Origin of the sequence: Cupriavidus gilardii, from assembly GCF_013347325.1 — a bacterium.
Lineage (GTDB): Bacteria > Pseudomonadota > Gammaproteobacteria > Burkholderiales > Burkholderiaceae > Cupriavidus > Cupriavidus gilardii.
The window spans coordinates 2,527,365-2,551,007 of the sequence record NZ_CP054626.1; the positions used below are offsets into that span (position 1 = coordinate 2,527,365).

Annotated in this window: 24 protein-coding genes; 17 read left to right on the top strand and 7 right to left on the bottom strand. The window is 69.1% G+C overall.

Going from position 1 to position 23,643, the window contains the following annotated elements; all coding sequences use genetic code 11:
* The first annotated feature begins 36 nt into the window (after window positions 1-36).
* From FOB47_RS21515 to FOB47_RS21585, 15 genes are all read left to right on the top strand, one after another.
* Window positions 37-1,080: an aminoglycoside phosphotransferase family protein gene (locus FOB47_RS21515; RefSeq protein ID WP_174782080.1), complete on the top strand. Its 1,044-nt coding sequence runs from the start codon at window positions 37-39 to the stop codon at window positions 1,078-1,080.
* Window positions 1,080-1,811, top strand: coding sequence for an AzlC family ABC transporter permease (locus tag FOB47_RS21520; protein WP_174782081.1), 732 nt, complete (start codon window positions 1,080-1,082; stop codon window positions 1,809-1,811). Before FOB47_RS21515 ends, FOB47_RS21520 begins: the two co-directional genes overlap by 1 nt.
* Window positions 1,808-2,131, top strand: a complete 324-nt coding sequence (locus FOB47_RS21525) for an AzlD domain-containing protein (RefSeq protein ID WP_053822382.1) — start codon at window positions 1,808-1,810, stop codon at window positions 2,129-2,131. Before FOB47_RS21520 ends, FOB47_RS21525 begins: the two co-directional genes overlap by 4 nt.
* The gene (gene murU / locus FOB47_RS21530) at window positions 2,128-2,877 is read left to right on the top strand and encodes an N-acetylmuramate alpha-1-phosphate uridylyltransferase MurU (protein ID WP_174782082.1); all 750 of its coding nucleotides are present in this window, start codon (window positions 2,128-2,130) and stop codon (window positions 2,875-2,877) included. Before FOB47_RS21525 ends, murU begins: the two co-directional genes overlap by 4 nt.
* A gap of 133 nt (window positions 2,878-3,010) precedes the next feature.
* Window positions 3,011-4,396, top strand: a complete 1,386-nt coding sequence (locus FOB47_RS21535) for an aminopeptidase P N-terminal domain-containing protein (RefSeq protein WP_174782083.1) — start codon at window positions 3,011-3,013, stop codon at window positions 4,394-4,396.
* Entirely contained in the window at window positions 4,396-4,869 is a 474-nt protein-coding gene (locus FOB47_RS21540; RefSeq protein WP_053822385.1) for a hypothetical protein, read from the top strand. The genes FOB47_RS21535 and FOB47_RS21540 overlap by 1 nt, the downstream gene beginning before the upstream one ends.
* On the top strand, window positions 4,850-6,160 hold the full coding sequence (locus FOB47_RS21545; protein ID WP_174782084.1) for a UbiH/UbiF/VisC/COQ6 family ubiquinone biosynthesis hydroxylase: 1,311 nt from the start codon (window positions 4,850-4,852) through the stop codon (window positions 6,158-6,160). Before FOB47_RS21540 ends, FOB47_RS21545 begins: the two co-directional genes overlap by 20 nt.
* 280 nt (window positions 6,161-6,440) lie before the next feature.
* Window positions 6,441-7,499 carry a tRNA dihydrouridine synthase DusB gene (dusB, locus tag FOB47_RS21550; RefSeq protein ID WP_174782085.1) on the top strand — a complete coding sequence of 353 codons (1,059 nt, stop codon included), beginning with the start codon at window positions 6,441-6,443 and terminating at the stop codon, window positions 7,497-7,499.
* Window positions 7,496-7,729 carry a Fis family transcriptional regulator gene (locus FOB47_RS21555; RefSeq protein ID WP_006578759.1) on the top strand — a complete coding sequence of 78 codons (234 nt, stop codon included), beginning with the start codon at window positions 7,496-7,498 and terminating at the stop codon, window positions 7,727-7,729. Before dusB ends, FOB47_RS21555 begins: the two co-directional genes overlap by 4 nt.
* Before the next feature lie 16 nt (window positions 7,730-7,745).
* The gene (gene purH, locus FOB47_RS21560) at window positions 7,746-9,320 is read left to right on the top strand and encodes a bifunctional phosphoribosylaminoimidazolecarboxamide formyltransferase/IMP cyclohydrolase (RefSeq protein ID WP_053822388.1); all 1,575 of its coding nucleotides are present in this window, start codon (window positions 7,746-7,748) and stop codon (window positions 9,318-9,320) included.
* A gap of 344 nt (window positions 9,321-9,664) precedes the next feature.
* Entirely contained in the window at window positions 9,665-10,210 is a 546-nt protein-coding gene (gene ruvC / locus FOB47_RS21565; protein WP_006578757.1) for a crossover junction endodeoxyribonuclease RuvC, read from the top strand.
* Window positions 10,211-10,431: 221 nt separating this feature from the next.
* On the top strand, window positions 10,432-11,556 hold the full coding sequence (locus FOB47_RS21570) for a glycerophosphodiester phosphodiesterase (RefSeq protein ID WP_390884847.1): 1,125 nt from the start codon (window positions 10,432-10,434) through the stop codon (window positions 11,554-11,556).
* 98 nt (window positions 11,557-11,654) lie between these two features.
* A complete protein-coding gene (ruvA, locus tag FOB47_RS21575) occupies window positions 11,655-12,236 on the top strand; it encodes a Holliday junction branch migration protein RuvA (RefSeq protein WP_174782087.1) in 582 nt (193 codons plus the stop codon).
* A 144-nt stretch (window positions 12,237-12,380) separates the two neighbouring features.
* Entirely contained in the window at window positions 12,381-13,454 is a 1,074-nt protein-coding gene (gene ruvB, locus FOB47_RS21580) for a Holliday junction branch migration DNA helicase RuvB (protein WP_174782088.1), read from the top strand.
* Window positions 13,455-13,483: 29 nt separating this feature from the next.
* The gene (locus tag FOB47_RS21585) at window positions 13,484-14,077 is read left to right on the top strand and encodes a hypothetical protein (protein WP_174782089.1); all 594 of its coding nucleotides are present in this window, start codon (window positions 13,484-13,486) and stop codon (window positions 14,075-14,077) included.
* Between the two features lie 88 nt (window positions 14,078-14,165).
* Here the strand turns inward: FOB47_RS21585 and cobA are convergent, their stop codons facing one another.
* The 7 genes from cobA to FOB47_RS21620 form a co-directional block, all read right to left on the bottom strand.
* Window positions 14,166-14,930 carry a uroporphyrinogen-III C-methyltransferase gene (cobA, locus tag FOB47_RS21590; protein WP_174782090.1) on the bottom strand — a complete coding sequence of 255 codons (765 nt, stop codon included), beginning with the start codon at window positions 14,928-14,930 and terminating at the stop codon, window positions 14,166-14,168.
* A gap of 46 nt (window positions 14,931-14,976) precedes the next feature.
* Window positions 14,977-16,293, bottom strand: a complete 1,317-nt coding sequence (locus tag FOB47_RS21595; RefSeq protein ID WP_053822394.1) for a sulfate adenylyltransferase subunit 1 — start codon at window positions 16,291-16,293, stop codon at window positions 14,977-14,979.
* A gap of 48 nt (window positions 16,294-16,341) precedes the next feature.
* Entirely contained in the window at window positions 16,342-17,328 is a 987-nt protein-coding gene (gene cysD, locus FOB47_RS21600) for a sulfate adenylyltransferase subunit CysD (RefSeq protein WP_174782091.1), read from the bottom strand.
* Window positions 17,329-17,336: 8 nt separating this feature from the next.
* Window positions 17,337-18,158 carry a phosphoadenylyl-sulfate reductase gene (locus FOB47_RS21605; protein ID WP_174782092.1) on the bottom strand — a complete coding sequence of 274 codons (822 nt, stop codon included), beginning with the start codon at window positions 18,156-18,158 and terminating at the stop codon, window positions 17,337-17,339.
* Window positions 18,155-18,733 (bottom strand): DUF934 domain-containing protein, encoded by a 579-nt coding sequence (locus FOB47_RS21610; protein ID WP_174782093.1) that lies wholly within the window; start codon window positions 18,731-18,733, stop codon window positions 18,155-18,157. The genes FOB47_RS21605 and FOB47_RS21610 overlap by 4 nt, the downstream gene beginning before the upstream one ends.
* A gap of 41 nt (window positions 18,734-18,774) precedes the next feature.
* The gene (locus FOB47_RS21615) at window positions 18,775-20,454 is read right to left on the bottom strand and encodes a nitrite/sulfite reductase (RefSeq protein WP_174782094.1); all 1,680 of its coding nucleotides are present in this window, start codon (window positions 20,452-20,454) and stop codon (window positions 18,775-18,777) included.
* A gap of 66 nt (window positions 20,455-20,520) precedes the next feature.
* Window positions 20,521-21,294 (bottom strand): sulfite exporter TauE/SafE family protein, encoded by a 774-nt coding sequence (locus tag FOB47_RS21620; protein ID WP_174782095.1) that lies wholly within the window; start codon window positions 21,292-21,294, stop codon window positions 20,521-20,523.
* A gap of 154 nt (window positions 21,295-21,448) precedes the next feature.
* Between FOB47_RS21620 and FOB47_RS21625 the strand changes: the two genes are divergently transcribed.
* Together FOB47_RS21625 and FOB47_RS21630 are read left to right on the top strand one after the other, a co-directional pair.
* Complete coding sequence (locus tag FOB47_RS21625) at window positions 21,449-22,390, top strand: CysB family HTH-type transcriptional regulator (RefSeq protein ID WP_006577802.1); 942 nt, start codon at window positions 21,449-21,451, stop codon at window positions 22,388-22,390.
* Window positions 22,387-23,592 (top strand): methyltransferase, encoded by a 1,206-nt coding sequence (locus tag FOB47_RS21630; RefSeq protein WP_244959357.1) that lies wholly within the window; start codon window positions 22,387-22,389, stop codon window positions 23,590-23,592. Before FOB47_RS21625 ends, FOB47_RS21630 begins: the two co-directional genes overlap by 4 nt.
* Window positions 23,593-23,643 lie beyond the last annotated feature (51 nt).

Consider the following 23,643-nt stretch of genomic DNA (forward strand, 5'->3'; position numbering starts at 1 on the left):
GGTATTATACGGGGCAACTTATCGACCCTTTCCGGCATGGCAGCACTTCCCCTCGACCCGCGCCAGGACCAGCTCAAAGCGTGGGTGTCCGGACTCGCTCCGGATTGGTCCATCGATCCCGAATCGTGCGTACCGGCATCGGCCGACGCCAGCTTCCGCCGCTACTTCCGCCTGCGCACCGACAACCCGGCGCATCCGACCGTGATTGCGATGGATGCCCCGCCGGCCCGCGAGGACTGCCGCCCCTTCATCCATGTCGCCGCGCTGTTCGGCGAGGCCGGCGTCACCGTGCCGACCGTGCTGGCGCAGGATCTGTCGCAGGGCTTCCTGCTGCTGACCGACCTGGGCAGCACCACCTATCTGTCGAAGCTGGACATCACCACCTCGCGCACGCTGTACGGCGACGCCGCCGCGGCGCTGGTCAGGATCCAGGCCGCGACCCGGCCCGGCACGCTGCCCGCCTACGACCGCGAGTTGCTGCAGCGCGAACTGGACCTGTTCCCGCAGTGGTACGTGGCGCGCCATCTCGGCGTGGAGCTCGATGCGGGCCAGCAGGCGGACCTGACCGAGGTCATGGAAACGCTGCTGGCCAACAACCTGGCCCAGCCGCAGGTCTACGTGCACCGCGACTACCATTCGCGCAACCTGATGGTGCTCGACGAGGGGGACAAACGCGGCAACCCCGGCATCCTCGACTTCCAGGACGCGGTGATCGGCCCGATTACCTACGATGCGGTCTCGCTGTGGCGCGACGCCTATATCGAATGGGACGAGGAGCTGCAGCTGGACTGGCTGATCCGCTATTGGGAGCGCGCCCGCAAGGCGAGCCTGCCGGTGGCGGCCGACTTCGGCGAGTTCTACCGCGACTTCGAATGGATGGGCCTGCAGCGGCATCTGAAGGTGCTCGGCATCTTCGCCCGGCTCTACCATCGCGACGGCAAGGACGGCTATCTGGCCAACATGCCGCTGGTGCTGAAGTACGCACGCGCGGTGGCCGGCCGCTACGGCGAGCTGCGCAAGCTGGTGCGCCTGTTCGATACGCTCGAAGGCGTCGAGCGCCCGGCCGGCTACACCTTCTGATGGATGCTGCCAGCAGCCCCACCCGGCGCGGCGAATGGTGGGCCGGTGTGCGCGCGCTGTCGCCGATGCTGCTGGGCGTGGTGCCGTTCGGCCTGATCTACGGCGTGCTGGCGGTCGGCGCCGGCATGCCCGCGTGGCTGGCCTGCGCGATGAGCGCGATCGTCTTCGGCGGCGCTTCGCAGATGATCCTGACCCAGCTGTGGGCGGCGGGCACGCCGGCGGCGATCGTCGCCACCACGGTCGCGATGGTCAATCTGCGCCACGCGCTCTACTCCGCCACGATCGCGCCAGCGCTGGCGCATCTGCCGCGCCGCTGGAAAGCGCTGATCGCCTATCTGCTGACCGACGAGGCCTTTGCCGCGATGACGCGGCGGCTCGGCGACGACCCGGTGCAACGGCGCTACCGCCACTGGTACTTCTTCGGCGCGGGCGTCGCGCTGTGGAGCAGCTGGCAGCTGTCGACGCTGGCCGGCGTGCTGGTCGGCGCCCAGGTGCCGCGCCACTGGCCGCTGGACTTCTTTCTGCCGCTGACCTTCATCGCCATCATCGTGCCTGGCCTGAAGCATCGCTCGCAGGTCGCCGCGGCGGTGACCGCCAGCGCTCTGGCGGTGCTGTGCTTCGGCGTGCCGCACAAGCTCGGCCTGATGGCCGCGGCGCTGGGCGGCATCGCGGTCGGCATGCTGCTGTTGCCGCGCCGCAGCGGCCCCGCCGGCAAGGAGCGCACCGCATGAGCCCGTGGATGCTGCTCGGCGTGATGGCGGCCGCGGGCCTGGCGACCTATCTGATTCGCCTGTCCTTTATTGCCGTCGAAGGCAAGGTGCGCCTGCCCGCCTGGTTCCGCACCGCGCTGCAGTTCGTGCCGGCGGCGATGCTGTCGGCGCTGATCGCGCCCGACCTGCTGATGCGCGATGGCCAGCTGGCCATCGGCCTCGACAATGCCCGCCTGATCGCCGGCGTGGTGGCCATCGCGATCGCCGCGCGCACGCGCAGCATCGGCTGGACCATCGCCGGCGGCATGGCCACCCTGCTCGTCCTGGAGACCCTGATTTGAAAGCGATGATCTTCGCCGCCGGACGCGGCGAGCGCATGCGCCCGCTGACCGATGGCTGCCCGAAGCCGCTGCTGCAGGTCGGGGGCAAGCCGCTGATCGTCTGGACCATCGAGGCGCTGGCCCGCGCGGGCCTGACCGAGATCGTGATCAACCACGCCTGGCGGGGCCAACAGATCGAGGCGGCGCTCGGCGACGGCAGCCGCTTCGGCGTGCGTCTGGCGTACTCGGCCGAGGGCGAGGCGCTCGAGACCGCGGGCGGCATCGCCAAGGCTCTGCCGCTGCTGCGAGATGACGTCGGCGACGGTGGCTGCAGTGGCCGCGGTGACAAGGGCCAGATCTTCGTCGCGGTGTCGGGCGATATCTATTGCGACTACGACTTCCGCGCGCTGTTGCCGCGCGCCGCGGCGATGGCCGGCGCGCCGGAGCCCCGCATGCATCTGGTGATGGTGCCCAATCCGCCGTTCCACCCGGAGGGCGATTTCGCGCTCGGCGCCGACGGCACGCTGTCGCTGCCCGGCGAGGCGCCGCTGGCCGACGGCGCCGCCCGGCTGACCTTCGGCAATATCGGCCTGTACGACACCCGCACCTTCGCCGGCATCGCGCCTGGGCAGAAGGTCGCGATGACGCCGTTCTACCGCGCCGCCATCGCGGCGGGCCTGGCCACGGGCGAGCGCTTCGCCGGCCGCTGGGAGAACGTCGGCACGCCGGCGCAACTGGCCGCGCTCGACGCCGCGCTGTCGCGGTAGCGGCGCCGCGCGCTGCAATGCGGTCGTGCCGCCAGCGCGGGGCGACCGCAGGCGGGGACTGCAGGCTTTCGCTGCGACCGGCGTTAGAATCGGGCCATTGCTCACTGCCTGCCCGATGCGAGTCGGTCCCCTCATGTCCGCACCAGATTCCGCCCTTCTCCAGGCCTGTCGCGCACGCCGCGCCCGTGTGCTCGATCACCTGCGCGCCGCCGGCGGCGGCGTCGCGATCCTGCCCACGGCACCGGAAGCGATGCGCAACCGCGACAGCGACTTCCCGTACCGGCACGACAGCTACTTCTATTACCTGAGCGGCTTCACCGAGCCCGAGGCGGTGCTGGTGCTGATCGCCGCGCCGGCCGGCGGCGCCGACCGCAGCATCCTGTTCTGCCGCCCCAAGCACGAAGAGCGCGAGATCTGGGACGGCTTCCGCTACGGCCCCGAAGCCGCGCGGGAGGTGTTCGGCTTCGACGAGGCCCATGCGATCGAGGAGATCGATGCGCAGTTGCCGCAGCTGCTCGCCAACCAGAATCTGCTCGCCTATCCGCTGGCCGCGTCGACCCGCATCGACATGCAGGTACGCCGCTGGCTCGATGCCGTACGCACGCAAGGCCGCGCCGGCGTGGTGGCGCCATCCAGCGCGCTCGATATCCGCACGCTGCTCGACGAGATGCGGCTGTTCAAGGATGCCGGCGAGCTCGGCATCATGCGCCGCGCCGCGCAGATCTCCGCGCAGGCGCATGTGCGCGCGATGCAGGCCAGCCGCGCCGGGCTGCGCGAATACCATCTGGAAGCCGAGCTGCTGTACGAATTCCGCCGCAACGGCGCGCAGAGCGTGGCCTACAACTCGATCGTCGCCGCCGGTCCCAATGCCTGCGTGCTGCACTATCGCGCGGGCCCCGCCGAACTGCGTGACGGCGACCTGTGCCTGATCGACGCCGGCTGCGAACTGGACGGCTACGCGTCCGATATCACGCGGACCTTTCCGGTGTCGGGCCGCTTCTCGCCGGCGCAGCGCGAACTCTACGATCTGGTGCTGGCGGCGCAGCAGGCCGCCATCGACGAGACGCGCGCCGGCGTGCCGTACAACGTGCCGCATGACGCCGCGGTGCGCGTGCTCGCGCAAGGCATGCTCGACACCGGCCTGCTGGACCGCGACAAGGAAGGCGGCGTGGACGACGTGATCGCCAGCGGCAGCTATCGGCGTTTCTACATGCATCGCACCGGCCATTGGCTCGGCATGGACGTGCACGACGTCGGCGAGTACCGCGTGCCCGGCCCCGCACCGGCCGAGGGCGAGCGCCCGTGGCGGCCGCTCGAGGCCGGCATGGTGCTGACGATCGAGCCCGGCATCTACGTCCGTCCGGCCGAGAACGTGCCGGAACGCTACTGGCATATCGGCATCCGCATCGAGGACGACGCGGTGGTCACGGCCGACGGCCCCTGTGAATTGATGACGCGCGGCGTCCCGGTCGACGCGGACGAGATCGAGGCACTGATGCGCGAACGGAGTGAGAAGTGATGGTCAGCTGGTTGAGAAAGCTGTTCGGCGGGGCCGATGACAATGCGGCGGCGTCGCGGACGCAGGCGGAGCCGGAACAGCCGTTCATCGTCAATCTGTTCGACGACCGCGTGGTGGTGCATCGTCCCGATGGCCAGCGCGAAGAGCTCGAATGGCAGGCGCTGGAGCGCGTGGTGGCGCGCGTATCGCGGCGCGCACCGTGGACCGGCAGGGCCTGGCTGATCCTGGTTGGCGAGGAACGCCCCGACGGCCGCCAGCAAGGCTGCGTGACGCCGCTCGACGCGGTCAATCACGAGGCGCTGCTGTCGCGCCTGCGCGCGCTGCCCGGCTTCGATCAGGCGCTGCTCGACAACGCCCTGCGCGATGCGCGCAACGGCAGGACGCGCGAGGACGTGGTGTGCTGGCAGCGCGGCGACGCCGCAGTGAGCGGTGCCGATGCCGGAGGTGCCAACGATGACCCAGCCCAGCCCTGAACTGCACGGCGACGCCTGCGATGTCGCCATCGTCGGCGGCGGCCCGGTGGGCCTCGCGCTGGCCTGCCGGCTGCTGCAGACCAGCCCCTGGCGCATCGCGCTGATCGACGCGGCCACGCCGGCGCGCGCCGCCCGCGATCCGCGCGCGATCGCGCTGTCGCATGGCAGCCGCGATCTGCTGGCCCAGCTCGACGCATGGCCCGCGGCGGCGACGCCGATCGAGCATATCCATGTGTCGCAGCGCGGCCGCTTCGGCCACGTCAAGCTGCATCACGACGACTACGGCATCCCGGCGCTCGGCTATGTGGTCCGCTACGGCGACTTGTGCGCGGCGCTCGAACACGCGCTGGGGCGCGCCGGCGGCCGGCAGCGTCTGGTGCGGGAGTTCGACACGCGCATCGATGCGATCGACCAGATCGACGAAGGTGCGGCGCGCGAAGCCCGGCCGGGCCCCACGAGTCCCGCGGCCGCGGCCGTCGCCGCCGGCTCGCCCGATACCGCGCCGGTGCAACTGCGCGGCGCCGGGCCCGACGGCCAGCCGATCCGCCTGGGCGCGCGCCTGGCGGTGCAGGCCGAGGGCGGGCTGTTCCATCAGCAGGTGGCGCGCATGGCCGCGGCCGGGGCCAGCGGCACGCGCCGTCGCGACTACGGGCAGACCGCGATCGTCTCGCATGTCGCCTGCAGCCATCCGATGCCCGGCTGGGCATGGGAACGCTTCACCGAGCAGGGTCCGCTCGCGCTGCTGCCCCACGATCTGAACGACGACCCGCATGGCGACGGCGGCTCGGGCTATGCGCTGGTCTGGTGCTGCTCGCCGGAAGAAGCAGCGCGGCGCCTTGCGCTCGACGACGCCCGCTTTCTGGCCGAGCTCGGCGAGGTCTTCGGCCCGCGCATGGGCCGATTCACGCGGGTGGGCAAGCGCCACGCCTTCCCGCTGGGCCTCAATGCCGCGCAGCTGACCGTCAAGGGCCGGCTGGTGGCGATCGGCAACGCCGCGCAAACCCTGCATCCGGTCGCCGGGCAGGGGCTGAACCTGGGCCTGCGCGATGCCTTCGCGCTGGCGGACGAACTGCGCACCGCCTGCACGCCGCAGGCGCTGGCCGCCTTCGGCTCGCGCCACCGGCTCGACCGCGCGATGACCATCGGCGTCACCGACCTGCTGCCGCGCGTGTTCGGCATCCCCTATCCGCTGGCCGCGCACGCGCGCGGTGCCTCGCTGGCCGCGCTGGCCTGCCTGTCGCCGCTGAAGCACGCGTTGGCGCACCAGATGATCTACGGCATGCGCCGCTGAGCCGGCCGCCGCCGCGCGGTGACCGGCAGCGAGACGGCCTGGGCTGCGGCCCGGATCGCCCGATGCGGCCGCTCGAGTCGATGTGGCGCCGCAGCACATCGGCCCTGCTTATTTCTTGGGCAGCCGGCTGGTTTAGCGGTAAAATCCCGCCCTCGCACATGCCCCCCGCTTCACCGCCGACGCTGCTTCGGCCGGGCATGCCTTTCGCCATTCGATCCGTGACACCGCTGCTGGGCGGCCGGTCACGGCCAGCCTTTCTGGACGTCGCCGGACCCTAGCCGTGCAAATCGGACCTCATCTCCTTCGCAACAACCTGTTCGTCGCGCCGATGGCCGGCGTCACGGACCGCCCCTTCCGCCAGCTTTGCAAGAAGCTCGGCGCGGGCTACGCGGTCTCGGAGATGGTCGCCTCCAACGCCCAGTTGTGGAAGAGCGAAAAGACCATGCGCCGTGCCAACCATGACGGCGAGGTCGAGCCGATCGCGGTGCAGATCGCCGGCGCCGAACCCGGCATGATGGCCGAGGCGGCGCGCTACAACGTCGACCGCGGCGCGCAGATCATCGATATCAACATGGGCTGCCCGGCCAAGAAGGTCTGCAATGTCGCGGCCGGGTCCGCGCTGCTGCAGAACGAGCCGCTGGTGGTGCGCATCGTCGAGGCGGTGGTCGGCGCGGTCGGCGACCGCGTGCCGGTCACGCTGAAGATCCGCACCGGCTGGGACCGGCACAACCGCAACGCGGTGCGCGTCGCGCGCATGGCCGAGGCCGCCGGCATCAGCATGCTGACCGTACACGGCCGCACGCGCGCCGACCTGTATCACGGCGAAGCCGAATACGAGACTATTGCCGCGGTCAAGGACGCGATCCGCATCCCGGTGGTCGCCAACGGCGACATCACGACGCCGCAGAAGGCGCGGCACGTGCTTGCGGTCACCGGCGCCGACGCGATCATGATCGGCCGCGCCGCGCAGGGACGTCCATGGCTGTTCCGCGAGATCGCGCATTTCCTCGAAACCGGCGAGCAGCTGCCGCCGCCGGAGGTGGCCGAGATCCGCGCGATCATGAACGCGCATCTGCAGGACCACTACGCCTTTTACGGCGAATTCACCGGCGTGCGTACCGCGCGCAAGCATATTGCCTGGTACACGCGCGGGCTCAAGGGTGCCAATCTGTTCCGGCACCGGATGAACACACTGGAAAGCACCGAGGCGCAGCTGGCCGCCGTCAACGCTTTCTTCGACGAGCAGGCCGCGCTGTCCGACCGGCTGGTGTATGTCGACGAAGGCGACGCACAGACCGGCGCATCGAACAACAACAACAGGGAGTTGCTTGCCGCATGAGCCGCAACGTTATCGACCAATGCATCCGGGACAGCCTGAGCGCCTACTTCCGCGATCTGGACGGCGAGCAGCCGTCGAACATGTACAACATGGTGCTGGAGGCGGTGGAACGGCCGCTGCTGGAAACGGTGATGGCGCGTGCCGACCGCAACCAGTCGCTGGCCGCGGCCTATCTCGGCATCAATCGCAATACGCTGCGCAAGAAGCTGCAGCAGCACGGTTTACTTTGAAGCGTCCTCCATCACCATGATCAAGCAAGCCCTTCTCTCCGTTTCCGACAAGACCGGCATCGTCGACTTCGCGCGCGAACTGCATGCGCTCGGCGTGACGCTGCTGTCCACCGGCGGCACCGCCAAACTGCTCGCCGATGCCGGCCTGCCTGTCACGGAAGTGGCCGACTACACCGGCTTCCCCGAGATGCTGGACGGCCGCGTCAAGACGCTGCACCCGAAGGTGCACGGCGGCATCCTGGCGCGCCGCGACCTGCCGGAGCACATGGCCGCGCTGGCCCAGCACGACATCCCGACCATCGACCTGCTGGTGGTCAACCTGTACCCGTTCCAGCAGACCGTCGCCAAGGACGACTGCACGCTGCCCGACGCGATCGAGAACATCGACATCGGCGGCCCGACCATGCTGCGTTCGGCGGCGAAGAACCATCGCGACGTGACGGTGATCGTCGACCCGGCCGACTACGCGCCGGTGCTCGAGGAAATGCGCGCCAACGGCAACCAGGTCGGCTACGACACCAACTTCCGGCTGGCCACCAAGGTGTTCGCCCATACCGCGCAATACGATGGCGCGATCACCAACTACCTGACCAGCCTCGGCGCGGACAAGTCGCACCAGGCGCGCAGCGCCTATCCGCAGACGCTGAACCTGGCCTTCGAGAAGGTGCAGGAAATGCGCTACGGCGAGAACCCGCACCAGTCGGCGGCGTTCTACCGCGACCTGAAGGCGGTCGACGGCGCGCTGGCCAACTACGTGCAGCTGCAGGGCAAGGAGCTGTCGTACAACAACATCGCGGACGCCGACGCGGCATGGGAATGCGTCAAGTCCTTCGAGGCCGCCGACGGCGCCGCCTGCGTCATCATCAAGCACGCCAACCCCTGCGGCGTGGCGATCGGCGCCAATGCGCTGGAGGCCTACGAGAAGGCGTTCAAGACCGATTCGACGTCGGCCTTCGGCGGCATCATCGCGTTCAACGTCGAACTCGACGGCACGGCCGCGCAGGCGGTCGCCAGACAGTTCGTCGAGGTGCTGATCGCGCCGTCGTTCAGCGCGCAAGCACGCGAGGTGTTCGCCGCCAAGCAGAACGTGCGCCTGCTGGAAATTCCGCTCGGCAAGGGCGTCAACCAGTATGACCTGAAGCGCGTCGGCGGCGGCCTGCTGCTGCAGAGCCCGGACGCGAAGAACGTGCAGCCGTCGGAGCTGCGCGTCGTCACCAAGCGTCATCCGACGCCGAAGGAAATGAGCGATCTGCTGTTCGCGTGGCGCGTCGCCAAGTTCGTCAAGTCGAACGCCATCGTGTTCTGCGGCGGCGGCATGACGCTGGGCGTCGGCGCCGGCCAGATGAGCCGCGTCGACTCGGCCCGCATCGCCAGCATCAAGGCGCAGAACGCCGGCCTGACGCTGGCCGGCTCGGCGGTCGCCTCCGATGCCTTCTTCCCGTTCCGCGACGGCCTGGACGTGGTGGTCGACGCGGGCGCGACCTGCGTGATCCAGCCGGGCGGCTCGATGCGCGACGACGAAGTCATCGCCGCCGCCGACGAGCGCAATATCGCGATGGTGCTGACCGGTACGCGGCATTTCCGGCATTGAGTCCGGACCAAGGGGACCGAGCGGCAACGCGCCGCTCGCAGCCGGGCGAGCAGATCGAATGAGCGGTACGAACGCGCAGTTCGGCGAGCACCGGCTGTCCTCTCCCCTGCCCTCCCCCGCAAGCGGGAGAGGGAGAATGCCCCGGGCCTCCGATGCTTCGGTAGCGCGCTCGGTGGCCCGCCTCGACTCCCGGTCCTGCATGGCCGAAGAAGGGATCGGAAAGGGCTCGGGAAAGGGTAACATCGGTCGATACTCCGATACCCCCGCGCCATGCGCGACGACAATCGCGCAGCGCCCGCCACCAAATCCACCTACACTACCCCATCGCCACCTCTCCTAGCTCAATGCGCATCCTCGGCATCGACCCCGGCCTTCGTACCACCGGCTTCGGCGTGGTCGAAAAGCACGGCAACAAGCTCGCCTACGTCGCCTCGGGCACCATCAAGAGCGATGGCAACGGCAGCCTGCCCGAGCGTCTGAAGACGCTGTATGACGGCATTGCCGAGGTCACGCGAACCTATGCGCCCGATTGCGCGGCGATCGAGAAGGTGTTCGTCAACGTCAATCCGCAATCGACGCTGCTGCTCGGACAGGCCCGTGGCGCGGCGATCTGCGGGCTGGTGGGCTACGGCCTGCCGGTGTTCGAATACACCGCGCTGCAGTTGAAGGTGGCGGTGGTCGGCTATGGCCGCGCCAACAAGGCGCAGGTGCAGGAGATGGTGGCGCGGCTGCTGGCGCTGCCGGGCCATCCCAGCTCCGACGCGGCCGACGCGCTCGGCGTGGCGATCTGCCATGCGAACGGCGGCGATACGCTGGCGACGCTGAGCGGCCTCGCCCCCGAACTGGCGCGCAAGGGCGTGCGGGTCCGGCGGGGCCGGCTGGTCGGCTAGCACTCCTCGGCTAGCACTGGTCAGCTAGCACTGGTCGACTGGCCTTGCTCAGCTGGCACTGGCCGGCTAGCACCCGCTGCCCCTCCCATCGCGAACGCTGTCCCGGGCGACGCCCGCCTCACTTACAATCGGCCTGATCTCGCGCTCGAGGAGGCCGCATGTCCCGTCCCAGCCTGTTCCCCCGTCTTGCCTGGCAGCCCGCCGCCCGGCTCCACGCCGCGATGTCGGCGGCGATGCTGGCCACCCTGCTCGCGGGCTGTGCCACCCAACCCGTACCTCCCGCCGCGCCCGCCGCCGAACCGCCGCAAGCCGAACCGGCCCCGCCGCGACCCAGGCCGCTGGTAATCGGCCATCGCGGCGCCAGCGCGCTGCGGCCCGAACATACGCTGGCGGCGTACACCAAGGCGATCGAGGACGGCGCCGATCTGATCGAACCCGATCTGGTCGTCACGCGCGACGGCGTGCTGGTGGCCCGCCACGAGAACGAGATCGGCGGCACCACCAACGTCGCCACGCTGCCGCAGTTCGCCGAGCGCAAGCGCATCAAGGTGATCGACGGCGAGCGGCTGGAGGGCTGGTTCACCGAGGACTTCACGCTGGCCGAGCTCAAGACGCTGCGCGCGCGCGAGCGCATTCCGAAGCTGCGTCCGGCCAATACGCAGTACGACGACAAGTTCGAGATCCCGACGCTGGACGAGATCATCGCGCTGGCCGCCAATGCCTCGCGCCGCAGCGGCCGGACCATCGGCCTCTATATCGAGACCAAGCATCCGAGCTACTTCCGCGGCATCGGCCTGCCGATCGAAGAGAAGCTGGTCGACGCGCTGCGTGCCAACGCCCATACGCGCCATGCGCCGGTCTATCTGCAATCGTTCGAGACGGCCAATCTGCGCGCGCTGCGCCAGCGGCTCGGCAAGTCGATGCCCAACGTCAAACTGGTGCAGCTGATCGGCAGCGGATCGAAGGCGCCGGCCGACTGGCGGCTGTCCGGCGATACGCGCCGCTATGCGGACATGGTCAAGCCGCTCGGACTGCGCGAGGTGGCCACGTACGCCGACGGCATCGGCCCCGAGCGCACGCACGTGCTGCCGCGCGACAGCGCCGGCGGGCTTGCCGCGCCGACCGCGCTGGTGCGCGACGCGCACGCGGCGGGCCTGGTCGTGCATCCGTACACGCTGCGGCCGGAGAACGCCTTCCTGCCCAAGAGCCTGCGCGGCCCCGGCGGCGATGCGGCACGGCATCCGGCCGGCATGATCCGCGAGGCGCGCGCGCTGATCGACGCCGGCGTGGACGGCTTCTTCACCGACGATCCCGCGCTCGGACGCCGCGCGGTGGACACGCCCTAGACGCGCGGACACCCAGCCTCGCTGCGCTACACTGGCGCCCTTTCAGACCGACCCATGCCGGCGCGCGGCAGCGCCCGGCAGCCAATCCCGCAAGCACCATGATCGGACGCATCGCCGGCACCCTCATCGAGAAGAATCCCCCGCATCTGCTGGTCGACTGCCACGGCGTCGGTTATGAGGTCGACGTGCCGATGAGCACCTTCTACAACCTGCCGGCGGTCGGCCAGCCGGTCACGCTGCTGACGCAGCTGATCGTCCGCGAGGACGCGCATCTGCTGTACGGCTTCGGCAGCGCGGAGGAGCGCAATACCTTCCGCGAGCTGATCAAGATCAGCGGCATCGGCGCGCGCATGGCGCTGGCGGTGCTGTCGGGCATGTCGGTGGCCGAACTGGCGCAGGCCATCACGCTGCAGGAGGCGGGCCGGCTGACCCGCATTCCGGGCATCGGCAAGAAGACCGCCGAACGGCTGCTGCTCGAACTGAAGGGCAAGCTCGGCGCCGAACTGGGCCATGCCGGCGGCGCGGCGGCCTCGCACGACAGCGCCGCCGATATCCTGAACGCGCTGTTGGCGCTCGGCTATTCCGACAAGGAGGCCGCCGCGGCGACCAGGCAGGTGCCGGCCGGCACCGGCGTCTCCGAAGGGATCAAGCTCGCGCTGAAGGCGTTGTCGAAGGGCTGAGGCCGCGAGGGGCACGGGCACGTGCGTGCAGGCCGGTGTACGGGCCTGCGTACGAGCCGGTAAGCGGCTCGTGCTCGCTGAGACGGCGGACGGCGCCGACGGTGCCGTGGGCTACAATCGAGCCAGTTTTCCCGCCTCCGCGCCATGATCCAGACCGACAAGTTCGCCCCGAGCCGCCCTGCCGACAGCGGCGACCGCCTGATTGCCGCCACGCCCGCGTCCAGCAGCGAGGAGGCCTTCGAGCGCGCGCTGCGGCCCAAGCTGCTCGACGACTATGTCGGCCAGCAGAAGGTGCGCGACCAGCTCGACATCTTCATGCACGCGGCCCGCAATCGCCGCGAAGCGCTCGACCACGTGCTGCTGTTTGGCCCGCCCGGCCTGGGCAAGACCACGCTGGCCCATATCATCGCGCGCGAGATGGGCGTCAATCTGCGCCAGACCTCGGGCCCGGTGCTCGAGCGCCCCGGCGATCTTGCGGCGCTGCTGACCAACCTCGAAGCCAACGACGTGCTGTTCATCGACGAGATCCACCGGCTGTCGCCGGTCGTCGAGGAAATCCTGTACCCGGCGCTCGAGGACTACCAGATCGACATCATGATCGGCGAAGGCCCGGCCGCGCGCTCGGTCAAGCTCGATCTGCAGCCGTTCACGCTGGTCGGCGCCACCACGCGCGCCGGCATGCTGACCAATCCGCTGCGCGACCGCTTCGGCATCGTCGCGCGGCTCGAGTTCTATACCGCCGACGAGCTGGCCCGGATCGTCACGCGCTCGGCGCAGCTGCTGCACGCGCGCATCGATCCGACCGGCGCGCTCGAGATCGCGCGCCGCTCGCGCGGCACTCCGCGTATCGCCAACCGCCTGCTGCGGCGCGTGCGCGACTATGCCGAGGTCAAGGGCGACGGCAGCATTACGCGCGAGATGGCCGATGCCGCGCTGGCGATGCTGGACGTGGACCGCGTCGGCTTCGACCTGATGGACCGCAAGCTGCTCGAGGCCATCCTGCACAAGTTCAGCGGCGGGCCGGTCGGCGTCGACAATCTGGCCGCGGCGATCGGCGAGGAGCGCGACACCATCGAGGACGTGCTCGAACCGTTTCTGATCCAGCAGGGCTATCTGCAACGCACGCCGCGCGGACGCGTGGCGACCCCCGCCGCCTACCGGCACTTCGGGCTGGCAGCGCCCGGCGGCGCGCAGGGCAGCATCCTGCCGGACGAGTGATCACGCGATAAACCATTGTGGAGGCGCCGATGCGAAACGATCGAGACAGCACGATACGACGCGGGGCGCGCGCGCTGGCGCTGGCCGGCGCGATGGCCTGGGTGTTGACGGCCGGCTCCGTCGGCGGCGCGAACGCGCAGACGGCGCCTGCCACCACCGCGGCGGAGGTCGTCCGCATCGATGCCACGAACGCGGTGCTGGTGCGAGGGCCGCAGGGTCAGTTGACCGAATTGATGACCGGTGACGAGGCGCGCCATTTCGGTACGGTCAATGCGGGCGACCGTCTGGCGGTCACGCGCGGCCCGGCGCGGATCACGAAGCTGGAGCCGCTGCCGAGCCGCAATGTCGCGACCGCGGAATCGGTCGACCGGCTGTCGCGCCGTCTCGACGACGGCCGGCCCGGCGTGGTGCGCGAGATCACGACCACGGCCACCGCCGAAATCGTCGCGGTCGACCCGATCGGCCGCACGGTGACGTTCCGCGGCCCGCGCAACGCGGAGCACGCGGCACGCGCCGACGACATCTCGATCGACGTGGCCGGGCTGCGGCCAGGCCAGATGGCCCGGATCGTTTATCGGGAGACGGTGGAGATTACGAGGGAAGGAGCAGCGGGAGCACGCTGAATGTTTGCTCCCCTCTCCCGCCGTGCGGGAGAGGGGAACAAACCAGAGCGGGGAGCTATATGCCGCGGCGCGACTGCTGCGTGCGGACTCAAGCCGCCCGAGGATGCCGCGCGGATTCCTGCAGAGGGTGTTCGACCACACCACTCGCCCGCCCGCCCAACGCCTCGCCAATCATCAGCAAGCTCGGATGCTGCGGATCGATCCACGCCGCGGCTTCTCCAGCGGCCATCTGCCGCAGCGTGAACTGGCGGCTGCGCTGGTGCGGGGTCGAGGCGGCCTCGACAACCCAGGCGGGCGTCGAGGCGGGCTTGCCATGCGCGATCAGCTGCGCGGCGATGGCCGCGGCCTGGTCGCGGCCCATGTAGTAGACCAGCGTATCGGCCTTGACGTCGGCCTCCACGTCGATGGTGTCAGGCGCCTTCGCCTGCGTGGCAAACGCGACGCTGCGCGACACGCCGCGCTTGGTCAGCGGACGCGCGATCGCCGAGGCGGCGGCCAGCGCGGCGGTGATGCCCGGCACGATCTCGTAATCGATGCCCGCCTCTTCCAGCGCCTGCAATTCCTCGTCGGCACGGCCGAACAGCATCGGATCGCCCCCCTTCAGGCGCACCACGCGCTCGTGCTTGCGCGCCAGGTCGACGATCTGCCGGTTGATGAACAGCTGCGCGGTGGAGCGCTTGCCGCAGCGCTTGCCCACTTCGACCAGCCTGGCCTGCGGGCACCAGGCCAGCATCTCGGGCGACACCAGCGCATCGTGCAGCACCACGTCGGCTTCGCCCAATAGTCGTGCACCACGCACCGTAATGAGGTCCGCCGCGCCGGGTCCGGCGCCAATCAGGTAGACCTTGCCCATGTTGCTGCTCCTCGTGATTCCTGGATCGACTTCGATCGCTTCGATCTCAGGAATATGCACGGATCATGCCCGCGGCAACCGTGTGATTGGTCGCCTCGTCGATCAGCACGAACGCGCCGGTGGCGGGGTTGTCGCTGTAGACGTCGCAGACCACCGGCTTCTGCAGCGTGATCTGCACCGAGCCGATGTCGTTCAGGCGGATGTCGTGACGGCCGGTCTCGTGCGACAGCGTATGCACGTCAAGCACGCGGTCCACCGCGGACACGCGCGCGAACACGCTGGCGGTGGTGTGCTTCAGCACGTATTTGCGCGCGGTGTTCAGCGCCGCATCGTCGAACCAGCACAGGTCGGCCTGCAACTTCTTCGCCGGCAGCGCCTGCTGGCTTTCCGCGGCCGCTGCAGCGACGAACATGTCACCGCGCGATACATCGACGTCTTCGGCCAGCCGGATCGTGATGGTCTCGCCGGCGCTCGCCTCTTCGGCGGCACCGTTCGGCGTCAGCACCTCGGCGACCACCGCCTCGCGGTTGGCCGGCAGCACGCGTACGGTCTGGCCCACGCGCACCGTGCCGGCCTCGACGCGGCCGGCATAGCCGCGGAAATCGTCCGACTGCGCACCGTCCTGGCGGATCACCAGCTGCACCGGGAAGCGCAGCGCGGCCTCGCCCTGCGGCGCGACCTCCTCGACCGGCAGCGCCTCGAGCAGCGGCAGCAGCGGCTCGCCCTGATACCAGGGCATCGCCTCGCTGGCGTGCACGATGTTGTCGCCGCGCAGCGCCGACACCGGCACATAGCGCACGTCCTTCAGGCCCAGCTGGCTCGCCAGCTCGGCATAGGCGGTGCGGATCTCGTTGAAGCGCTGTTCGCTGTAGTCGACCAGGTCCATCTTGTTGACGGCGACGATCACGTGCTGCAGCTCGAGCAGCTTGACGATCGCGGTATGGCGCTTGGTCTGCGCCAGCAGCTGCGCGCGGCCATCGGCCACGGTCACGCGGGTGGCATCGATCAGCACGATCGCGGCGTGCGCGGTCGATGCGCCGGTGACCATGTTGCGCGTGTACTGCTCATGGCCCGGCGTATCGGCGATGATGAACTTGCGGCGTGCGGTCGAGAAATAGCGGTAGGCCACGTCGATCGTGATGCCCTGCTCGCGCTCGGCCTCGAGGCCGTCGGTCAGCAGCGAGAAGTCGATCTGCTCGCCGGCGGTGCGCTTGTTCTTGGCATTGGCCAGCGCGGTCAGCTGGTCCGACAGCACCGCCTTGCTGTCATACAGCAGGCGGCCGATCAGCGTGCTCTTGCCGTCGTCGACCGAACCGGCGGTGATGAATCGCAGAAGGCCCTGATGGGCGGCTTGGGTAGTCATGATGCAAATCCTGTGTCGGTGCGTCGCGCGTTGCGCAGAAATCCAGCCTCAGAAGTAGCCTTCCTTCTTGCGGCGCTCCATCGACGCCTCGCTGGTCTGGTCGTCCATGCGCGTGGCGCCGCGCTCGGTGATCTCGGTGACCGCGGTCTCGGCGATGATCTCGACCGGCGTCGCGGCGGTGCTGGCCACCGGGCAGGTGCAGCTGATGTCGCCGACCGTGCGGAAGCGCACCGACAGCACCTCGCTGACGTCGCCGTCCTGCTTCGGCGTGATCGGCGTCACCGGCACCAGCAGGCCGTTGCGGCGGACCACCTCGCGCTGGTGCGCGTAGTAGATCGGCGGCAGCGCCAGATTCTCGCGCGCGATGTATTGCCACACGTCGAGCTCGGTCCAGTTCGAGATCGGGAACACGCGCATCTGCTCGCCCGGCGCCATGCGGGCGTTGTACAGGCTCCACAGCTCGGGACGCTGCGCCTTCGGATCCCATTGGCCGAACTCGTCGCGGAACGAGAAGATCCGTTCCTTGGCGCGCGCCTTTTCCTCGTCGCGGCGGGCGCCGCCCATCAGCGCGTCGAACTGGTGCTGCTCGATCGTTTCCAGCAGCGTGACCGCCTGGGCCGCGTTGCGCGAATCGGTTTCCTTGCGCAGCCGCACGGTGCCGCGCTTGATCGAATCCTCGACGTGGCCGACCACCAGCCGCGCGCCGATCTCGGCCACACGCTGGTCGCGGAACGCGATCACCTCGGGATAGTTGTGGCCCGTGTCGATATGCACCAGCGGAAACGGCAGCTCGATCTTGCGATTGCCCAGCCGGAACGCCTTCAGCGCCAGGTGCAGCATCACGATCGAGTCCTTGCCGCCCGAGAACAGCAGCGCCGGGCTGCGGCACTCGGCGGCGACCTCGCGGATGATGTAGATCGACTCGGCCTCGAGCCGGTCCAGGTGGTCGTTCTGCACCTCGATCAGGTGCGCGATGTCGGGGTTGCCGTCGCGCGTGGCCGCGGCGCCGGCCTGGAGTTCGTTCATGATGCCCATCTGTGGCCTCAATGCTTGATGTTCTGTTCGTGCAGACCGCACTCTTTCGAGTCGCGGCTTTCCCACCACCAGCGGCCGGCGCGCACGTCCTCGCCGGCGCGCACGGCACGCGTACACGGTTCGCAGCCGATGCTGGGATATCCCTTGGCATGCAGCGCGTTGACCGGCACCGCATGCCGCTTCAGATAGGCCCACACTTCGGCCTCGGTCCAGTCCGCGAGCGGATTGAACTTCGGAATGCCGCGCGCCTCGTCCATTTCCTCGAACGGCAGGTCGGCACGCGTGACGGCCTGCTCGCGGCGCTGGCCGGTCAGCCACGCATCCGCATGCGACAGCGCACGATTCAGCGGCTCGACCTTGCGGATGCCGCAGCATTCCTTGCGCAGCTCGACGCTGTCGTAGAACGCGTTCAGGCCGTGCTTGCGCACATAGTTCTCGATCGCCTCGGCGTCAGGCGTAAAGCGCTCGATCTCGTAGCCGTAGTGCGCCTTGACCTCGTCGAGCATCGCGAGCGTCTCGGCGTGCAGGCGGCCGGTCGCCAGCGTGAACACGCGGATGCCGGCGCGCAGCGCGGCCGAGCCGCGCAGGATCGCGTCGGTGATCACCATGTCCTCGGCGGCCAGGCTCGAGGCAAAGCGCGCGCGGTAGAAGCGGCTCGCGATCGCTTCGAGCCGTTCGGCCAGCGCGGCCTCCTTGGCCTCGAGCGCCGCGGCGGTGCCGGTGTATTCCGGCGCCGTCCACAGCGACGGGCGCAGCGGCGATGCGGCGGGAATTTCCGACGCAATCTCCGACGCGGTCGCCGGCAGTTCGACGATCGGAATCGCGCTCATGCCGATTCCCGCTGTTCGGCGCGCGCGCGGCGGAACAGGGGCAGCGGCTCGTCCACCGAGGCCTGGTAGGTCACGGTGAATTCGCTGAAGCCCTTGAGCGCGTCCTCGATGTTCTTGTCGGCGCGCACGGCGAAGGCGTCGAAGCCGCAGCGCTTCATGAAATTCAGCTGGTCGCGCAGCACGTCGCCGATCGCGCGCAGCTGGCCCTTCCAGCCGTAGCGCGTGCGCAGCAGATAGGCGGTGGAAAAGCCGCGGCCGTCGCGGAACACCGGGAAGTCGACCGCCAGCAGCGACACGCGCTGCAGTTCGCCGGCGACATCGCCCGGCTCGTCGTCCGGCGCCAGCCAGATGCCGGTGTTGGCCGCGTCGCGGCCGGCCAGCAGGCCGTCCTTGTGCGCCAGCCAGACCGGCAGCGGAAACAGCACCGCGTCTTGGCTCGCGGCCGCCGCGGCGATCTGTTCGTCGGTCGGGGCCTGGCCCTCGGCACCGCGCAGCACGGTCCACGCGTCGCCGACGATCGCCGGCACGGCGGCCTGGCCGCCGTCGGCGCGTTGCAGTTGGATGATCTTTGCCATATTCGTTCTCGATGCGTTTGCGTTCGTCGTTGCCGTGCGGCTCAAGCTTCGGCGCGTTCGCGCTGCTTGTTCGCGTAGACGCGCTCCTTGAACGGCGCGACGCCGATGCGGGCGAAGGTGTCGATGAAGCGTTCGTCCTCGATGCGGTGCTCGACGAAGGTCTCGATGATGCGGCTGACCACGTCCGGCATTTCGTCGGCCTTGAACGAGGGGCCGATCACCTTGCCCAGCGCGGTCTGGTTGCCCTGCGCGCCGCCGAGCGTGACCTGGTACCACTCCTCGCCGTCCTTGTCGACGCCAAGCACGCCGATGTTGCCGACGTGGTGGTGGCCGCAGGCGTTGATGCAGCCCGAGATGTTCAGCGAGACCTCGCCGAGGTCGTGCACGAAATCCAGATCGTCGAAGCGCTGCTGGATCGCCTGCGCGATCGGGATCGACTTGGCATTGGCCAGCGAGCAGAAATCGCCGCCGGGGCACGCGATGATGTCGGTCAGCAAGCCGATGTTCGGCGTGGCCAGTCCATTGGCCTTGGCCAGCTGCCACAGTTCGTACAGGTCGCGCTTGCGGACGTCCGGCAGCACCAGGTTCTGTTCGTGCGCGACGCGCAGCTCGCCATAGCCGTAGCGGTCGGCCCAGTCGGCCACCAGCTCCATCTGCTCGGCGGTCACGTCGCCCGGGGGCGCGGCCACGCCGGGCTTGGTCGACAGCGTCACCGCGGCATAGCCGGGCACCTTGTGGCCGTGCACGTTGCGGCGGACCCAACGGGCGAAGGCCTTGTCCTCGAGCAGATGCTTCTCGAAGCTGGTGTCGGTGTCGGGCAGCCTGTCATAGGCCGGCGGCGCGAAATGCTGCGCGACGCGGTCGAACTCGGCCTGCGTCAACGTGCCGGGGCCGTCCTTGCTGTGCTGCCATTCGGCCTCGACTTCCTCGGCGAACTTCTCCACGCCCAGCGACTTGACCAGGATCTTGATGCGCGCCTTGTACTTGTTGTCGCGGCGGCCATAGCGGTTGTAGACGCGGATCGCCGACTCGATATAGGTCAGCATGTGCTGCCACGGCAGGTCGTGCTTGATGATCGCGCCCAGGATCGGCGTGCGGCCCAGGCCGCCGCCGGCCAGGATGTTCAGGCGCAGCTCGCCCGCGGCGTTGCGGTAGGCGTAGACGCCGATGTCGTGCATCTGCACCACGGCGCGGTCGTCCTTCGATGCCGAGATCGCGATCTTGAACTTGCGCGGCAGGAAGGCGAATTCGGGCTGGAAGGTGCTCCACTGGCGCAGCAGCTCGGCCAGCGGGCGCGGGTCCACCGCCTCGTCCGGCGCGACGCCGGCGAAGTGGTCGGTGGTGATGTTGCGCACGCAGTTGCCCGAGGTCTGGATCGCATGCATCTCGACCGAGGCCAGGTCGGCCAGTGCATCGGGCACGCGCTCGAGCTCCATCCAGTTGTACTGGATGTTCTGGCGCGTCGAGAAGTGGCCGTAGCCGCGGTCGTAGTGGCGCGCCAGATGCGCCAGCATGCGCAGCTGCTTCGACGCCAGCAGGCCATAGGGAATCGCCACGCGCAGCATGTAGGCGTGGCGTTGCATGTAGAGGCCGTTCTGCAGGCGCAGCGGCAGGAATTCTTCCTCGGTCAGCTCGCCCGACAGGCGGCGACGCACCTGGTCACGGAACTGCGCGACGCGCTCGGCAACGATGCGCTGGTCGTATTGATCGTACTGATACATGGTGTGGGTCCGTTCAGTATGCGTTCGTGTTCGTTTGTAGGGACGCGCGGGGCAGTGGCACCGGCGCTAGGAAACCAGCTTGATCGCCACCAGCGTCAGCGTGGTGGCCAGCGCGCCGCGCACCAGCCGCTCGGGCAGCGCCCGCGACAGTTGCGCGCCCAGCCAGATGCCCGGGATCGAGCCCACCAGCAGCGCCAGCAGCAGGTTCCAGTCGACGGTGCCGAGCCACACGTGGCCCAGGCCTGCCAGCGCGGTCAGCGGCACCGCGTAGGCGATATCGGTGCCGGCCACCTCGGCCGGCTTCATGCGCGGATACAGCAGCAGGATCAGCGTCGCGCCGACCGCGCCGGCGCCGATCGACGACACCGTGACCAGCACGCCGATCACCACGCCGACGATGACCGTGGCCACCGCCTGCGCGCGGCCTTCCAGTTGAAAACGGGGGTTGCGGGACAGCCATTCGAGCAGCTGGCGGCGGAACAGCAGCGACAGCACGGTCAGGATCACCGAGATGCCGATCGACAGACGGATCGCGTGCAGCCAGCCGGCATCGAGTTCGCCGGCGCTCTTGAGCACGAGAATGGCGGCCAGCGCGGCCGGCAGGCTGCCGAGGCACAGGCGCCGCACGACGTGCCACTGAATATGACCGTGGGCGCGGTGCGCCAGCGTGCCGAAGCCCTTGGTGATGGCGGCGAAGGCCAGGTCGGTGCCGACCGCGGTGGCCGGCGAAAAGCCGAACAGCAGGGTCAGCAGCGGCGTCATCAGCGAGCCCCCACCCACGCCGGTCAAACCGACGAGGACGCCTACCAACAGACCGGAAACGGTAAAGGCCAGGGACATGGGGGCGCACCGAAGTGGGTCCCCGCCGGGCCGCGCCGGCCTTGTAACGCCGGGCGCACGGGGACTAGCCGTTTAACAAAGTTCGCAAATCGTAATAAACTCGCCTCATATCTCAAACTAATAAGAAGTTGTTTGTTTATACGGACGACGATATATGAACTTGCACCAATTCCGCTTCGTGCGTGAGGCCGTCCGCCAGAATTTCAATCTGACAGAAGCCGCTAAAGCGCTTTATACGTCACAACCAGGGGTCTCCAAGGCGATCATCGAGCTCGAGGAAGAGCTGGGCGTCGATATCTTCACCCGGCACGGCAAGCGCATTCGCAGCCTGACCGAGCCGGGCCGCCGCATCCTGACCTCGGTCGAGAAGATCCTGCAGGAGGTCGAGAGCCTGAAGCGGGTCGGCAAGGACTACGCCGCCCAGGACCAGGGCAACTTCACGATCGCCACCACCCACACCCAGGCCCGCTACGCGCTGCCGCGGGTCATCGGCGAGTTCACCAAGCGCTACCCGAAGGTGCGGCTGTCGATCCAGCAGGGCAACCCGGCTCAGATCGCCGACATGGTGCTGCACGACCAGGCCGACCTGGGCATCGCCACGGAAGGCATTTCGGGCGACAAGAACCTGGTGTCGCTGCCCGGTTACCAATGGCAGCACACGATCGTGACGCCGCCGGACCACCCGCTGCTGGACAAGCCGCATCTGTCGCTGGAGGACCTGATCGGCTATCCGATCGTCACCTACGACCCGAACTTCGCCGGCCGCCCCAAGATCGACAAGGCGTTCGAGCTGCGCCACCTGCAGCCGGACATCGTGCTGGAGGCGATCGACGCCGACGTGATCAAGACCTATGTCGAGATCGGGCTCGGCATCGGCATCGTCGCCGGCGTGGCCTTCGATCCCGAGCGGGACCGCAATCTGCGCGGCATTCCGGCCGGCCACCTGTTCGGCACCAATGTGACGCACCTGGCCGTCAAGCAGGGCGCCTACCTGCGCAGCTTCGTCTATACCTTCATCGAACTGTTTTCGCCGACGCTGAACCGCAAGCTGGTCGAGCAGGCGATGTCGGGCGACCACGAGGCCTACGAACTGTGAGCGCACACCAACCCGAGCAACGGCCGGACGCCGAGCCCACCATCGAGTGGACCGAGGAAGGCGTGCCGCATCGCGCGCGCTGGCGCTCCGAGGCCGGCATGCCGCCGCCGCGGCGCGTGGTGATCGCCGACGACCGCACCGACGCCGATACCGCCTACCGGCTCGCCTGCGAGGGCACCGCCCTGCTGTGGCGCGGCGACTTCCAGAATGCGCGCCAGCTGCTGCAGGCGATGGCGCGCCGGGTCGAGCGCAAGCCGCGCCGGGCGCAGCGCCAGGCCAAGGCCAAACCCGCGCCGGCCACCCCGGCCGAAGCCTTCCATCTGCATCGCCAGGCCCAGGCGCAGCGCGCCCGCACGCTCGGCATGCTGCTGCTGCCGTTCGAGGCCGATCACACCGTGCCGCTGCGCCGCGCGCCGGACGTGCGCGAGGCCTGCAGCGAGGCCTATGGCCCGGCCGACCAGCCTTATATCGCCTCGATGCGTGAACTGCTCGGCCTGATCGGCGCGCACGAGTGGCGCAAGAAGGGCGTGCCGGTGCCGGCGCTGGGCCACCGCATCCATCCCTGGTATGGCGTGTTCTCGCCGGTGCGCGGCGAGTATGTCGACCTGGTCGGCCAGGCGCCCTTGCCCAAGGCGCTGGCGCGCGAATCGCTGGCCTTCGATATCGGCACCGGTACCGGCGTGCTGGCCGCGATGCTGGCCCGGCGCGGCATCGCCCGCGTCGTCGCCACCGACCAGGACCCGCGCGCGCTGGGCTGCGCCGCCGACAATATCGCCCGGCTGGGGCTGACCAGACAGGTCGAGATCGTGCAGGCGGACCTGTTTCCGTCCGGCCGCGCGCCGCTGGTGGTCTGCAATCCGCCGTGGGTGCCGGCACGCGCCAATGCGCCGATCGAGCACGCGATCTACGATCCCGACAGCCGCATGCTGCGCGGCTTTCTGGCCGGCCTGGCCGCGCATCTGACCGACGACGGCGAAGGCTGGCTGATCCTGTCGGACCTGGCCGAACATCTGGGCCTGCGCACGCGCGAGGCGCTGCTCGGCATGATCGACGCCGCGGGCCTGCAGGTGCTGGGCCGCATCGACATCAAGCCGCGCCATCCCCGTGCCGCCGATGCCGACGATCCGCTGCACGCGGCCCGCGCGGCGGAGACGACCTCGCTGTGGCGGCTCGCGCCGAAGGCCGCCGCCCGGCCAGGTTGACTCCGTACTCAATAGAAGCAGACGCGAGAGAGAAGCCAACAAGCCGAAGGA